This is a genomic window from Gulosibacter sp. 10 (genome assembly GCF_900163695.1).
Lineage (GTDB): Bacteria > Actinomycetota > Actinomycetes > Actinomycetales > Microbacteriaceae > Gulosibacter.
Window position 1 is genome coordinate 60,943 of the sequence record NZ_FUIC01000027.1, and the last position, 13,137, is coordinate 74,079.

10 protein-coding genes are annotated in these 13,137 nt (G+C 72.1%); 3 read left to right on the top strand and 7 right to left on the bottom strand.

Annotated elements, in window-relative coordinates; translation table 11 throughout:
- The first annotated feature begins 58 nt into the window (after positions 1-58).
- Positions 59-646, top strand: coding sequence for a dihydrofolate reductase family protein (locus tag FM112_RS10580; protein WP_087007293.1), 588 nt, complete (start codon positions 59-61; stop codon positions 644-646).
- Here the strand turns inward: FM112_RS10580 and FM112_RS10585 are convergent.
- Positions 598-1,188, bottom strand: coding sequence for a DNA-3-methyladenine glycosylase I (locus tag FM112_RS10585; protein WP_087007295.1), 591 nt, complete (start codon positions 1,186-1,188; stop codon positions 598-600). The genes FM112_RS10580 and FM112_RS10585 overlap by 49 nt on opposite strands.
- 105 nt (positions 1,189-1,293) lie before the next feature.
- Here FM112_RS10585 and FM112_RS10590 point away from each other — a divergent pair, with 105 nt between their 5' ends.
- Both FM112_RS10590 and FM112_RS10595 read left to right on the top strand, forming a co-directional pair.
- A complete protein-coding gene (locus FM112_RS10590; RefSeq protein ID WP_254910452.1) occupies positions 1,294-2,436 on the top strand; it encodes an SPFH domain-containing protein in 1,143 nt (380 codons plus the stop codon).
- A 74-nt stretch (positions 2,437-2,510) separates the two neighbouring features.
- The gene (locus tag FM112_RS10595) at positions 2,511-3,122 is read left to right on the top strand and encodes a TetR/AcrR family transcriptional regulator (protein ID WP_176386785.1); all 612 of its coding nucleotides are present in this window, start codon (positions 2,511-2,513) and stop codon (positions 3,120-3,122) included.
- A 12-nt stretch (positions 3,123-3,134) separates the two neighbouring features.
- On the opposite strand, the gene FM112_RS10600 is transcribed toward FM112_RS10595, so the two are convergent.
- From FM112_RS10600 to FM112_RS10625, 6 genes are all read right to left on the bottom strand, one after another.
- On the bottom strand, positions 3,135-5,309 hold the full coding sequence (locus FM112_RS10600; protein ID WP_087007298.1) for an efflux RND transporter permease subunit: 2,175 nt from the start codon (positions 5,307-5,309) through the stop codon (positions 3,135-3,137).
- Positions 5,310-5,356: 47 nt separating this feature from the next.
- Complete coding sequence (locus FM112_RS10605) at positions 5,357-6,250, bottom strand: VOC family protein (RefSeq protein WP_087007300.1); 894 nt, start codon at positions 6,248-6,250, stop codon at positions 5,357-5,359.
- Between the two features lie 98 nt (positions 6,251-6,348).
- A complete protein-coding gene (locus tag FM112_RS10610) occupies positions 6,349-8,727 on the bottom strand; it encodes an excinuclease ABC subunit UvrA (protein ID WP_087007303.1) in 2,379 nt (792 codons plus the stop codon).
- Entirely contained in the window at positions 8,724-9,914 is a 1,191-nt protein-coding gene (locus FM112_RS10615; RefSeq protein ID WP_140400657.1) for an MFS transporter, read from the bottom strand. The genes FM112_RS10610 and FM112_RS10615 overlap by 4 nt, the downstream gene beginning before the upstream one ends.
- A 102-nt stretch (positions 9,915-10,016) precedes the next feature.
- Complete coding sequence (locus FM112_RS10620) at positions 10,017-11,903, bottom strand: DEAD/DEAH box helicase (protein WP_087007308.1); 1,887 nt, start codon at positions 11,901-11,903, stop codon at positions 10,017-10,019.
- A gap of 23 nt (positions 11,904-11,926) precedes the next feature.
- A complete protein-coding gene (locus FM112_RS10625; RefSeq protein ID WP_087007310.1) occupies positions 11,927-13,078 on the bottom strand; it encodes a hypothetical protein in 1,152 nt (383 codons plus the stop codon).
- Between the last annotated feature and the right edge of the window lie 59 nt (positions 13,079-13,137).

The window sequence follows — 13,137 nt, forward strand, 5'->3', positions numbered from 1 at the left end:
CGGCGATGATAGACCCGCGCCCCGGATCCCATCCGGCGACGGGCGCTATCGTGACGGCATGGGACGCATCATCTTCGACGCGGCGACGACGATCAACGGCTGGATCGCCGACGAGCGGGACTCGCTCGACTGGCTGTTCGAGGTCGAGCAGGGCGCGGAGCCCGACCCCGGGATCGGGCTGCCGACGGACGCGACGGTGCTCGTGGCGGGCTCGACGACCTACGAGTGGATGGTCGCGCAGCTCGAGCTGCTCGAACATCCCGAGCGGTGGCGCGAGAGCTACGGCCGGGCGGTGCTGTTCGTGTTCACGAGCCGCGCGCTCGAGACGCCCCCGGGACTCGACGTCCGGCTGGTGTCCGGGCCGGTGGAGGGGCGGCTGCCGGCGATCCGCGCCGCGGCCGGGGGCGGCGACGTCTGGCTGCTCGGCGGCGGCGATCTCCTGGGCCAGTTCCTCGACGCGGACGCCCTCGACGTGCTGGCGCTCTCGATCGCGCCCGCGGCGCTGCCGGCGGGTGCTCCGCTCCTGCCGCGCCGGGTCGGCGCCGACCGGCTCCGGCTCGTGGAGGCGAGGGCCGTGGGCCAGTTCGCCCGGGTGGTCTACGAGGTGCGCGCCGACGCCTCCGCGCGCCAGCAGCCGGCGAGGTGATCGTCGACCATCCCGGTGGCCTGCATGAGCGCGTACATCGTGGTCGGGCCGACGAACCGGAATCCGCGCGCGCGGAGCGCGGCGCTCATCGCCGTGGACTCCGGCGTGATCGCGGGCACCTCCCGCAGGGAGCGCGGCCGCGGCGCGGCGGCGGGGGCGAATGACCAGAGCAGCTCGTCGAACCCGCCGGGCGCCATCTCCGCGACGAGCCCGGCGTTGGTGATCGCGGCGAGGATCTTCTGCCGGTTGCGGATGATGCCCGCGTCGGCGAGCAGGCGCTCGACGTCGGCGTCCGTGTAGCCGGCCACCGCGCGCGGATCGAATCCGTCGAACACGGCGCGGAACCGGGGCCGCTTGCGCAGCACCGTGATCCACGAGAGCCCCGCCTGGAAGCCCTCGAGCACGAGGCGCTCGAAGAGCGCGGCGTCGCCGTGCACCGGATGCCCCCATTCCTCGTCGTGATATCGCGTGTAGTCGGGCGTCCTGCCCGCCCAGCCGCAGCGGGCGGCGCCGTCCTCGCCGGTGATGAGATCGCTGTCCATGCCGTTCAGCGTACGGTCCTTCCGGGCGCGGCGCGGCGCCCATCCACACCGGCCGGACCTGTGGATGCATGCGCCGCCCACGGCGGAACTGCGAGGATGTCGGGTATGAATCCGAACTCGCAGCCGCCGAATCCGCAGCAGCCGCACCCGCAGTTCCAGGGCCGGCCGGGGCAGGGCCCGCAGCCGTTCGCGAACGCCGGGTCGCCGCGTCCGGCCGCCGGGGGCGTTCCCGGGCAGCCCCCGCGCGGCCCGCAGGGCTTCCCCGCCGAGCCGGTCGGCGGAGGCCGGCCGCCGGCCGTAGGCGGGCCAGCCCCGCAGGCCCCGAACCGCCGGCCGGAGGACGGCATCCGCGAGCGCCGGGCGATCTCGATCAACGGCCTGCTGGGCCTGCTCATCGGCCTCGGGCTCATGGTCGTGGGGGTCGTCGTCGGGTTCAACGGCGCCCGGGCCGCCGGCGACTCCGCGCCGGGCGGGGGCAGCGGCGGCGGCGTCCTGGCGATCGTCCTGGGCATCCTGCTCTTCGTGCTGGGATGGCTGCTGCTGCAGAGCCTCACGATCAACGGCCCGGGCGACTCCAAGGTCGTCCAGTTCTTCGGCTCCTACATCGGCACCATCCGCGCCGAGGGGCTGCGCATGACCGTGCCGCTCACGCGCAAGCGCCCGGTGTCGGTGAAGGTGCGGAACTTCGAGACGCACGAGCTCAAGGTGAACGACGCCGACGGCAATCCCATCAACATCGCCGCGATCATCGTGTGGCGGGTGGCGGACACCGCCCGCGCCGTCTTCTCGGTCGAGCACTTCCAGCAGTTCGTGGCGGTGCAGTCCGAGTCCGCGCTGCGGCACGTGGCCTCGACCCACCCCTACGACGACCCCGGCCCGGGGGAGACCTCGCTGCGGGGCTCGGCCGAGCTGATCTCGCGCGAGATCGCCGAGGAGGTCGCGGCGCGGATCGGCATCGCGGGCCTCGAGGTCGTCGAGGCCCGGATCTCCTCCCTCGCCTACGCGCCGGAGATCGCGCAGTCGATGCTGCAGCGCCAGCAGGCCTCGGCGGTGATCGCGGCGCGCGAGCGCATCGTGGAGGGCGCCGTGACGATGGTGCAGCAGGCCGTGCAGCGGCTCGAGGACGACGGCACCGTGGCGCTCGACGCGGACCGGCGCGCGGAGATCGTGTCGAACATGCTCGTCGTGCTCACCTCCGACCAGACGGTCACGCCGGTCATCAACACGGCGGCGAACCGCCCCGGCTGAACGGAGCGGTAGTCCGCATGCGATGCGGATGCAAGCCCCAGGAACCTCCAGGGGCAGATCGTTACTCTGTCGTAATGAGCACCAGAGGTCGAGGCCGTCCCCCAGTCACCACGCATGAAGCGGTCGAGGAGACCGCGCTCGCACTGTTCGAGGAGCGCGGCGTCGAGAACACGACCGTCGTCGACATCGCCGAGGCGTGCGAGATGAGCAAGACGAGCTTCTTCCGCTACTTCGCCTCGAAGAACGAGATCCTCTGGCGGCCCTTCGACGAGCACGTCGAGCGCATCCGCGAGGGCCTCGCGGACCAGCCGGAGGACAGGCCCGTGACCGCGGCCATCGACGACGCGCTGCGCGCCGCGCTCACCTCGGAGGTCGACATCGCCGGGGTGTGGCTGCGCCGGCTGCGCTTCCAGAGCGCCCCGGACCAGCAGGCGGTCGCGGCGGAGCACTGGGCGCGATGGACGCAGCTCATGGCGCGCTTCATCCGGGTGCGCTCCGAGCCGGCCGAGGACGACCTGCTGCCCGAGACCGTCGCAGGCGCGGTGACCGGCACCTTCACGGCGTTCGTGCGCATCCTCGTGGTGCGGCACCAGATCTCGCCCGACGAGGTGCTGGCGCGGTACGACGAGAAGGTGTCGCCGATCATCCGCGAGCTCCAGCCCTTCGTCGAGCGCATCGAGCGGTAGCCGGGGCGCCCGTCAGGGCGTCGACCGGCGCGCGAGCCGCGAGGGCCACCAGGCCCGCCGGCCGAGATCGTAGACGAGGGCGGGCACGAGCAGGGTCCGCACGACGAACGTGTCGAGCAGCACGCCGAAAGCCACGATGAAGGCGAGCTGCACCAGGAACAGGATCGGGATCACCGAGAGCGCGGCGAAGGTCGCCGCGAGCACGACGCCGGCCGAGGTGATCACCCCTCCCGTGATGGTGAGCCCGCGCAGGACGCCCTGTCGGGTGCCGTGCTCGAGCGATTCCTCGCGCACCCGCGTCATGAGGAAGATGTTGTAGTCGATGCCCAGCGCGACGAGGAACACGAAGCCGTAGAGGGGTACGGCGGGATCGGCGCCGGGGAGGTCGAGGACGCCGTTGAAGACGAGCGCCGAGACGCCCATCGCGGTGCCGAAGGACAGCACGGTCGTGAGGATGAGCAGCACCGGCGCCACCAGCGCGCGCAGCAGCAGCATGAGGATGAGCGTGATCACCACGAGCACGATCGGGATGATGAGGTTCCGGTCGTGGATCGAGGCGTCGTTCGTGTCCACCGCGGTGGCCGTCACCCCGCCCACGAGCGCGTCGGGGCTCGTGCCGGCGAGCTCGGCGCGGAGCGCGCGCACGGTGTCGGCCGCCGCATCCGAGTCGGCGGCGTCCGCGAGCGTGGCCTGCAGCAGCACCTGGCCGTCGACGACGGTCGGCTCGGGGGCCGGCGTCCCCGGCGGGCCGGCCGCCTCGATGCCGGCCTCCGTCACCGGGGCGGTGCCGCTCGGCGAGTCCGCCGCGGCGATCGAGACCGCGTCGAGCCCCTCGTGGCCGAGGAGCAGCTGCGCGGCGTCGTCGAGCTCCGACTCGGGGAGGAGCACGTAGACCGGGCTCCCGGAGCCCTGGGGGAAGTGCTCGCCGAGGGCGACCTGGCCGTCGCGGGCCTCGGACTCGCCGAGTACGAGGTCCGATTGGGGGACGCCGTCGGCGTCGAGCTGGGTCGCCGCGAGGGCGCCGAGCACGAGCACGCCGCTCGTGGCGAGCCACACGACGCGCGGCCGGGCGCTGATGAGCCGCGCGGTGCGCGCCCACAGCCCGCGGTCGGCGACGGCGTGGGGATCGGCCTGCGGCCGGTACTCCGGCCGGCGGGGCCAGAACGCGGCACGGCCGAAGAGGAAGAGGATCGACGGCAGGAGGGTCAGGGCCGCGAGCATCGCGAAGACGATGCCGATCGAGGCCACGGGGCCGAGCGTGGAGTTCGACTTGAGGTCGCTGAGCAGCAGGCACAGCAGGCCGGCGATCACGGTGCCGCCCGAGGCGAGGATCGGCTCGAGCGTGCCGCGCACGGCGTTCCTCGTGGCGAGGCCCTTGTCGGTGGTCTGGCGGAGCTCCTCCCGGTATCTCGCGACGTAGAGCAGCGAGTAGTCGGTGGCCGCGCCGATCACGAGGATGAAGAGGATGCCCTGCGTCTGCCCGCTCAGCAGCAGCACCTCGGCCTTCGCGAGCCACCAGACCGTGAGCAGCGCGACGCAGAGCGCGAACATGCTGGTCGACAGCACGGCGATGGGCAGCAGCAGCGAGCGGTAGACGAGGACGAGGATGACGAGCACGGCGAGGAGCGCGACGCCCAGCAGCAGGCCGTCGATGCCGGCGAAGCCGGCGATGAGATCGGCGCTGAACCCCGCGGGGCCGGTCACCGAGGCGGCGACGCCCTCGGGCAGATCGGCGTTCAGGGCGTCGTGCACGGCGGCGACCACGTCGCCGATCTCCGCGTCCGAGTCGATGGGGAGGAAGGCCTGCGCCGCGAGGCCGTCCTCGGAGGGGAGCACGGGGGAGACGTCCGCCGCGACGCCGTCGATCTCGGCGGCGCGGTCCACGGCCGCGCCGATCGCGTCGAGCGCCTCGTCGTCGAGGGCCTCCTCGCCGACGAACACGACCACGGCGGGGATCGCGTCCGAGTCGCTGAACTCCGGCAGCAGCAGCTGCACCCGCGTCGCGTCGGCCGAATCGGGCAGATAGGCGGTCTGATCGTTCGAGGAGACCTCGGACACCTTGCCGAAATACGGCCCGCCGACGCCCGCCCCCGCCAGCCACAGGAGGATGAGGAGGGCGGGGACGAGCACGCGCGCCCACGTCCGGCCCCGGCTCCGCGTCCCGGTCCGCCCCGATGCATGTGCCATACCGCGAACCTACACCGAAGCCGCCGGACGCGGGCGGAGGCCGGCGATCAGGAGAAGCGCGCGATCTCGATCCTGCGCATCGTCATGAGCGTCTCGTACGCGCGCGGCCGGGTCATGAGGTCGTCCATGTCCTCGGGGACGATCTGCCAGCTCACCCCGAACTCGTCCTTGCACCAGCCGCACGCCTCCGCGTCGGGGACGGCCGAGAGGGCGTGCCAGTACCGGTCGATCTCGGCCTGATCCCGGCAGTTCACCTGCAGGGAGACGCCCTCGGTGAAGGTGAAGCCCTGCTCGACGCCGCTGTCCATCGCGGCGAAATGGCCGCCGCCGAGCACGAAGCGGCCGTGCATGACGGACCCGGGGGAGGCCGGCCCCGTCTGCTCGGGGTACTCGGCGACGGCGCCCATCCGGGAGTCGCGGAAGATCCCGGTCCAGCGCTCCATCGCCGCGCGGGCCCGATTGACGACGGGGCCGCCGAACATGAACGTGGGGATGATCACCGGCTGGAGCTCCCCGGTCGGCTGCGAGAGGAGGAGCTGCCAGCTCGTGCCGAAGCGGTCCTGCACCCAGCCGTACAGCTCCGAGAAGGGGTACGCGTCGAGGGGCATGAGGACCTCGCCGCCCTCGCCGAGCCGCTCCCAGAGCCGCTCGATGTGCCCGCGGGCGTCCGCCCGCGCCGAGGGGTCGACGTTCACCGTGAACGAGATCGCGGGGTTCGGCCGGAACTCGTCGCCCGCGTTGATCGCGATGAACTCTGTGTCGGCGATCTGGAACCCGATGGTCAGCACCTCGCCCGCCATGCTCCGCTGGAACTCCGGCAGCCCCTCGGACGGGTAGTGGGATATCGAGGTCCTGACGGCCTCTGGGAAGGCGCCGAGGTAGAAGTCCACCGCCTCCTCGGCATCGCCGTCGCACCAGATGTTCGGCGTGATGAACTGCATGATGGCTCCTTCGCTCGCAGCGGCGCGGGCGCCGCGCCCGCGCCCTCAGGCTAGGAGCGCGGGCGGGGAATCGCCCGGACGGGAGGTGGGAGAACCGCTCAGGGGGCCGAGACGTACTCCCGCAGGTGCCGCCCGGTGAGCGTGCCCGCCTCCGCCACGAGCGCTCGCGGGGTGCCCTCGAAGACCACGCGGCCGCCCTCGCTCCCGGCCCCGGGGCCGAGGTCGATGATCCAGTCGGCATGGGCCATGACCGCCTGGTGGTGCTCGATCACGACGACCGACTTGCCGGCGTCCACCAGCCGGTCCAGCAGCGCCAGCAGCTGCTCGACGTCCGCGAGGTGGAGGCCGGTGGTGGGCTCGTCGAGCACGTAGACGCCGCCCTTCCCACCCATCCGGGTGGCGAGCTTGATGCGCTGCCGCTCGCCGCCGGAGAGCGTCGAGAGGGGCTGCCCGAGCGTGAGGTAGCCGAGCCCCACGTCCTCGAGCCGGTCGAGGACCTTCGAGGCGGCCGGGGTGCGGGCCTCGCCCTCGGCGAAGAATTCGCGGGCGCGAGAGACGGAGAGCCCGAGCACCTCGCTGATGTCGAGGCCTCCGAGCGTGTACTCGAGCACCTCGGCCTGGAAGCGCTTGCCGCCGCACTCCTCGCAGATGCTCGAGACGGTGGCCATGACGCCGAGCTCGGTGAAGACGAGGCCGAGCCCCTTGCAGGCCGGGCAGGCGCCGGCCGAGTTGGCGCTGAACAGCGCGGGCTTGACGCCGTTGGCCTTGGCGAAGGCCTTGCGGATGGGGTCGAGGAGCCCCGTGTAGGTGGCGGGGTTGCTGCGGCGCGAGCCCCGGATCGCGCTCTGGTCGATGGCGATGAGCTCCTCGCCTTCCCCGATCGCGGCGGGCAGCGAGCCCTCGACGAGGGAGCTCTTGCCGGAGCCCGCGACGCCGGTCACGACGCAGAGCACCCCGAGGGGCACGTCCACGTCCACGTGCCGCAGGTTGTGCGAGTGCGCGTCCCGGATCTCGACGCGGCCGCGGGGCGCGCGGACCTCCTCCTTGAGCGAGGCGCGGTAGGCGAGGTGGGCTCCGGTCAGGGTGCCGCTCCCGCGGAGCGCGGCGACCGAGCCCTCGAAGGTGATCTCGCCGCCGGCGGCGCCCGCGCGCGGGCCGAGGTCCACCACGTGGTCGGCGATCGCGATCGTCTCGGGCTTGTGCTCGACCACGAGCACGGTGTTGCCCTTGTCGCGCAGCTGCAGCAGGAGCTCGTTCATCCGCTGGATGTCGTGCGGGTGCAGGCCGATCGTGGGCTCGTCGAACACGTAGGTGACATCGGTCAGGGCCGAGCCCAGATGGCGGATGAGCTTGGTGCGCTGCGCCTCGCCGCCGGAGAGCGTGCCGGCGGGGCGGTCGAGCGAGAGGTACCCGAGGCCGATGTCGATGAAGGAGTCGAGGGTGTCCGCGATGCTCTCGAGCAGCGGGGCGAGCCCGGGCTCGTCGATGCCGCGCACCCACTCCGCGAGCTCGGTGATCTGCATGCGGCACGCGTCCGCGATGCTCGTGCCGTCGATCCGGGACTCGCGGGCCCCCTCCGCGAGCCGGGTGCCCTCGCAGTCGGGGCAGGCGGTGAACGTCACGGCGCGGTCGACGAAGGCGCGGATGTGCGGCTGCATCGAGTCGCGGTCCTTCTGCAGCATCGACTTCTGGATCTTCGGGATGAGCCCCTCGTAGGTCATGTTCGCCCCCTCGAGCCTCACCTTGACCTGCTCCTTGTAGAGGAAGTCGTGGAGCTCGCGCTTCGTATAGCGCTTGATGGGCTTGCCCGGGTCCATGAACCCGGAGGCGGCGAAGAGCTTCACGTACCAGCCGTCGGCGGTGTAGCCGGGCACCTTGATCGCGCCCTCGCGCAGGCTCAGGTCCTCGTCGTAGATCTCGCCCAGGTCGATGTCGTTGATCACGCCCATGCCCTCGCAGCGGGGGCACATGCCGCCGGTCTGCTCGAAGGTGGCCTTCTCGGCGATCGTGTTGCCGCGCTTGACGGTGATCGCGCCGCTGGCCTGCACCGAGGGGACGTTGAAGGAGTACGCCTGCGGCCCGCCGATCTGCGGCTGCGCGAGACGGCTGAAGAGTATGCGCAGCATCGCGTTCACGTCGGTGGCGGTGCCGACCGTCGAGCGGGGGTTCGCGCCGAGCCGTTCCTGGTCGACGATGATGGCGGTCGTGAGGCCCTCGAGCCGATCGACCTCCGGGCGGGCGAGCGAGGGCATGAACCCCTGGAGGAAGGCGCTGTAGGTCTCGTTGATCATGCGCTGCGACTCGGCGGCGATCGTGCCGAAGACGAGCGAGCTCTTGCCGGAGCCGGAGACGCCGGTGAAGACGGTGAGCCGCCGCTTGGGGATGTCGACGCTGATGTTCTTGAGGTTGTTCTCCCGTGCGCCGATGACGCGGATGACGTTGTGGCTGTCGGCGATGTGGACCGAGGTGTCGCTCATGAGGAACGAGTGTATGCGCGATCCCCGTCGGGCATGGCGAGCCGCAGCACGAGCGCGGCGAACGGCACGAGCGCGATGATGCTCAGTGCGATCGGCAGGGTGAACAGGTCGCCGAGCCCGGCGATCGAGGGGGTCAGCGCGATCAGCCCGAGCCGCATCGTCCAGGCCACGAGCGTGACGCCCGTGTGCTCGCGGATGCCCGGCACGGCGTCCGCCTTCGCGAAGGCGAGGGGGACGGTCACGGCGCTGCTGCACCCCGCGATCGCGAAGCCGACGAGCGTGAGCGCCGCGTCGGGCGCCCAGGCCACGAGGCCCACGCCGAGGAGGATGCCGATGAGGCTCGCGACGATCGTGCGGTTCGCGCCGAAGGCGTTGATGACGGCGTCGCCGAGCAGCCGGCCCGCGAACTGGGCGGCGAGCAGCACGGTGAGCCCGATGCCCGCCGAGGCGGGCTCGATGCCGCGCTCGCCGCTCAGCAGCACCGCGGACCAGTTGTTGCCGATGTCCTCGACGGTGATGCCCGCGATCGCGACCAGCGACAGCGGGATGAGGAACCGCCACGCCGAGGCGGGCACCCTGCCGGGCCGCTCCTCGTCCTCGCCCCGATCGGCGGGGATGAAGGCGGTGCCGGCGATCGCGACGGTCGCCGTGAGGAAGGCGCCCCACACGAGCAGGTGGAGGACGAGCGGCACGCCGAGCGTGGCCGCGAGGGTGCCGACCGCGCCGCCCGCGGCGGCGCCGATGCTCCAGCCCGCGTGCATCGAGGTGAGCACGGATCGCCCCAGCTCCTCCTGGACGCGGAGCCCCTGCGCGTTCTGGGCGACGTCGACGGTCGAGTCGAGGAATCCGGCGAGGAGGAGGCCGAGGACGAAGACCCAGAGCTGCAGCGTCAGGACGCCCACGGCCGCGAGGACGAAGGCGAGGGCGATGCCGCCGGTGCCGAGCACCGTCACGGCGCGCGCCCCGAACCGCCGCAGCAGGACGCCGGGGAGGTGGAGGACGGCGGCCATGCCGATCGTTGTCGCCACCACGACGAGGCCGAACGCGCCCGTCGTGAGCCCGAACGTCTCCTTGACCTCCGCGTAGCGGGCGAGCAGGGTCGCGGGCATGGCGCCGTTCACCATGAACGCGGCGGTTGCGCCGATCCGCGCCCGCCGAAGGGTCCTCGTGTTCCCGTCCGATGCCATCAGCACAGGGAAGCACACGTCGCGGCGCGAAGAAAACCGACGGCCGGTCCGGCGCGCCTCCGAGGAGGGGCGCCGGACCGGCCGGTTGGGACGCCTTCCGAGCTAGTAGCGCTTGAAGGGCTTCCGCCCGCCGCCGTCCCAGTCGTCGCGCCGGCCCCGTCCGCCGCGGTCATCGCGGTCGTAGCCGCCGCGTCCGCCGCGGTCGTAGCCGCCGCGGCCCCGGCGGTCGTCGCGGTCGTAGCCGCCGCGGCCTCCCCGGTAGCCGCCGCGGTCGTCGTTCCGCCCGCCGCGCCCCCGGCCGCCCTTGTCCGGCTTGATGTCGATGTCGCGCCCGCCGACCTGCGTGTTCCGCAGCCGGTCGAGCACCGACCGGTCGAGGTTCTCGGGCAGCTCGACGATCGAGAAGCTCGGGAAGATCTTGATCGAGCCGATCTGCTCGCGCGAGAGGCCGCCCTCGTTCGCCAGGGCGCCGACGATGCGGCCCGGCATCGCGCCGTCGCGCTTGCCGACCTCGATGCGGTAGCCCGTCAGGCCCTCGGAGCTCCGCTCGCGGCGGGGCCCGCGCTCGCGGTCCTCGCCGCGGCGCTCGCCCCGGCCCGAGGTCCGCAGCTCGTCCTTCTGGGGGTCGAGCAGCAGGCGGTCCTCGCCCTGGCCGACCACCGCGAGGGCGGCGGCGACGTCGAGCTCGGGCACGTCGTGGTGGCGCACGTAGTGGTCGATGATGTCGCGGAAGGCGGAGACGCGCTCGGTCTGCTCGAGCGCCTTGGTGATCTCGTCGTCGAACCTGGTGAGCCGCGTCTCGTTGATGTCTGCGACCGAGGGCAGCTGCACCTCGGTCATGGGCTGCCGGGTGGTGCGCTCGATGTGGTTGAGCAGGCGCCGCTCGCGCGGGGTGACGAAGCTGATGGCGATGCCCGAACGGCCCGCGCGGCCCGTGCGGCCGATGCGGTGCACGTAGGACTCCGGGTCGGTGGGGATGTCGAAGTTCACGACGTGCGTGATGCGCTCCACGTCGAGGCCGCGCGCCGCGACGTCGGTGGCGACGAGCACGTCGAGCCGGCCCGACTTGAGATTGTCGACGAGCCGCTCGCGCTGGGCCTGCGGCACGTCGCCGTTGAGCGATCCCGCAGAGAACCCGCGGGCGCGGAGCTTCTCGGCGAGCTGCTCCGTCTCGCTCTTGGTGCGCACGAAGACGATCATGCCCTCGAACTCCTCGACCTCGAAGATGCGCGTGAGGGCGTCGACCTTCTGCTGGTAGGAGACGATCAGGTAGCGCTGCTCGATGTTCGAGGAGGTGGTGGTCTTCGACTTGACCGTGATCTCGGCGGCGTCGTTGAGGTACTTCTGCGAGATGCGGCGGATCTGCGGCGGCATGGTGGCGGAGAACAGGGCGACCTGCTTCTCGGCGGGCGTGTCCGCGAGGATGGTCTCGACGTCCTCCGCGAAGCCCATCTTCAGCATCTCGTCGGCCTCGTCGAGCACGAGGAAGCGGAGCTGGGTGAGGTCGAGGGTGCCCCGCTTGAGGTGGTCCATGATGCGGCCGGGCGTGCCGACCACGACATCCACGCCGCGGCGCAGGGCCGAGAGCTGGCCGCCGTAGGCCTGGCCGCCGTAGATGGGCAGCAGGCGGACGTCGGGGAGCTTTGACGCGAAGCTCTCGAACGCCTCCGCCACCTGCAGCGCGAGCTCTCGGGTCGGGGAGAGCACGAGCGCCTGCGGCGCGCGCTGGCCGGGCTCGATGCGAGAGAGCACGGGCAGCGCGAACGCGGCGGTCTTGCCGGTGCCGGTCTGCGCGAGGCCGACGACATCCCGGCCCTCGAGGAGGGTCGGGATGGTCGCCGCCTGGATGGGGGACGGGCGCTCGTAGCCGATCGCGCTGATCGCTTCGAGCACGGGTGCGCTCAAGCCGAGTTCTGCGAATTTGGGGGTGGCATCGGGCGCCTCGGAGGCGGAACCGTTCGTTTCGGGGCCATTGGAATGAGGCGTCATGCCCTCAAGGCTACTCGCTCCGGCTACCCTTCGACCGCCGTTCGGAAGATCGAGGCCACCGGGGAGTCGTCCGGCAGATCCGCCCGGCGCACCGCGACGACGCGACCGCCGGTGCGCAGCACCCGCGCCGCGATCTCGTCGACGAGCCGGTAGGTGGTCGGCCCGGGCTCCGGGACCGGGAACACGGCGCCGAACTCGTCGATGACCCCCTCGTCGTTCGCCTCGATGTCGAACAGCAGCTCCTCCACCTGGCCGGCGCTGGCCGCCTTCGCCACCGCCTCGAGGTTCGAGCCGGCCCGGCGGTGCGCCTTCTGGGTGCCGAAGCGCTCGCACCACTCCGCGAGGCCGCGCCGGTACTCGCGGTCGAGGACGGCGCGGCCGCGCTGCTCGAGATCCGCGAGCGAGAGCGAGGCGGGGTTCGCCGAGATGCCCTCCTCGAGCAGCGCGCCGTAGCGGTTGACCTGCCGGTACGCCGGATCGAGGTCGGCGGCCGCGGCGAGCACGAGCGGCACCGAGTCCTCGCCGATCTCGGCGAGCACCGCGTCCTGCACGATGGTGCAGTAGCGCCGCTGCTCGATCTTCGGTCCGAGCGTGCCGTCGGCCCGATGCCGGTCGAACCGTCCGGTGGTGACGGAGTTGCTCAGCACGTCCGAGGCGTCCTCGGGGAGCGAGCGCAGCTCGATGCTCCGGCTCGTCGCCGCCGAGTCGAGGTAGAGCAGCCGGACGTCGCCCTCGGTGACGGCGAGCACGTAGCCGGTGTGGGCGAAGCTCGAGGCGCGCACGAGCGGGCCGACGTCGAACCGGTCGCCGACGGCGGTGAGCGGCGCGAGGCGGTTCATCAGGCGGAAGGCGCGGATGCCCTCGGGCGAGGCGAAGACGGCGACGCTGCGAGCCTGGGTGCCCCAGAAGTCGCGATCGCCCTCGAGCTCCCGGATCCGCTCGGCGATCGCCTCGCGCTCGGGCTTGGGGATGTCGATCTCGGCGAGCTCCGCGAGCGCGGCGTTCGCGGCTGATCGGAGCGAGAGGCGCGCGGCCTCGGTGTCGTGGGCGATCGGGGGACGCTGGCCGTCGTCCTTCCCGTGCTCCGCGGCGCTCACGTAGATCGACACGCTCGCCACGTCGCGGTGCCTGGTCAGCTGGGCAAAGTCTTCTGCGGAAGGAATATCGATGCTCATCCCCGCAGGCTAGCCAGCGCCGATCAGAGCCGCCTCAACGCCGAGCGGGCGTGGCCCCG

Bases quoted from the DNA above. Each gene is read 5' to 3' on its own strand.
- FM112_RS10620 (WP_087007308.1), bottom strand. From the start codon at position 11,903: ATGACGCCTCATTCCAATGGCCCCGAAACGAACGGTTCCGCCTCCGAG.
- FM112_RS10595 (WP_176386785.1), top strand. From the start codon at position 2,511: ATGAGCACCAGAGGTCGAGGCCGTCCCCCAGTCACCACGCATGAAGCG.
- FM112_RS10610 (WP_087007303.1), bottom strand. From the start codon at position 8,727: ATGAGCGACACCTCGGTCCACATCGCCGACAGCCACAACGTCATCCGC.
- FM112_RS10605 (WP_087007300.1), bottom strand. From the start codon at position 6,250: ATGCAGTTCATCACGCCGAACATCTGGTGCGACGGCGATGCCGAGGAG.
- FM112_RS10600 (WP_087007298.1), bottom strand. From the start codon at position 5,309: ATGGCACATGCATCGGGGCGGACCGGGACGCGGAGCCGGGGCCGGACG.
- FM112_RS10625 (WP_087007310.1), bottom strand. From the start codon at position 13,078: ATGAGCATCGATATTCCTTCCGCAGAAGACTTTGCCCAGCTGACCAGG.
- FM112_RS10585 (WP_087007295.1), bottom strand. From the start codon at position 1,188: ATGGACAGCGATCTCATCACCGGCGAGGACGGCGCCGCCCGCTGCGGC.
- FM112_RS10615 (WP_140400657.1), bottom strand. From the start codon at position 9,914: ATGGCATCGGACGGGAACACGAGGACCCTTCGGCGGGCGCGGATCGGC.
- FM112_RS10580 (WP_087007293.1), top strand. From the start codon at position 59: ATGGGACGCATCATCTTCGACGCGGCGACGACGATCAACGGCTGGATC.
- FM112_RS10590 (WP_254910452.1), top strand. From the start codon at position 1,294: ATGAATCCGAACTCGCAGCCGCCGAATCCGCAGCAGCCGCACCCGCAG.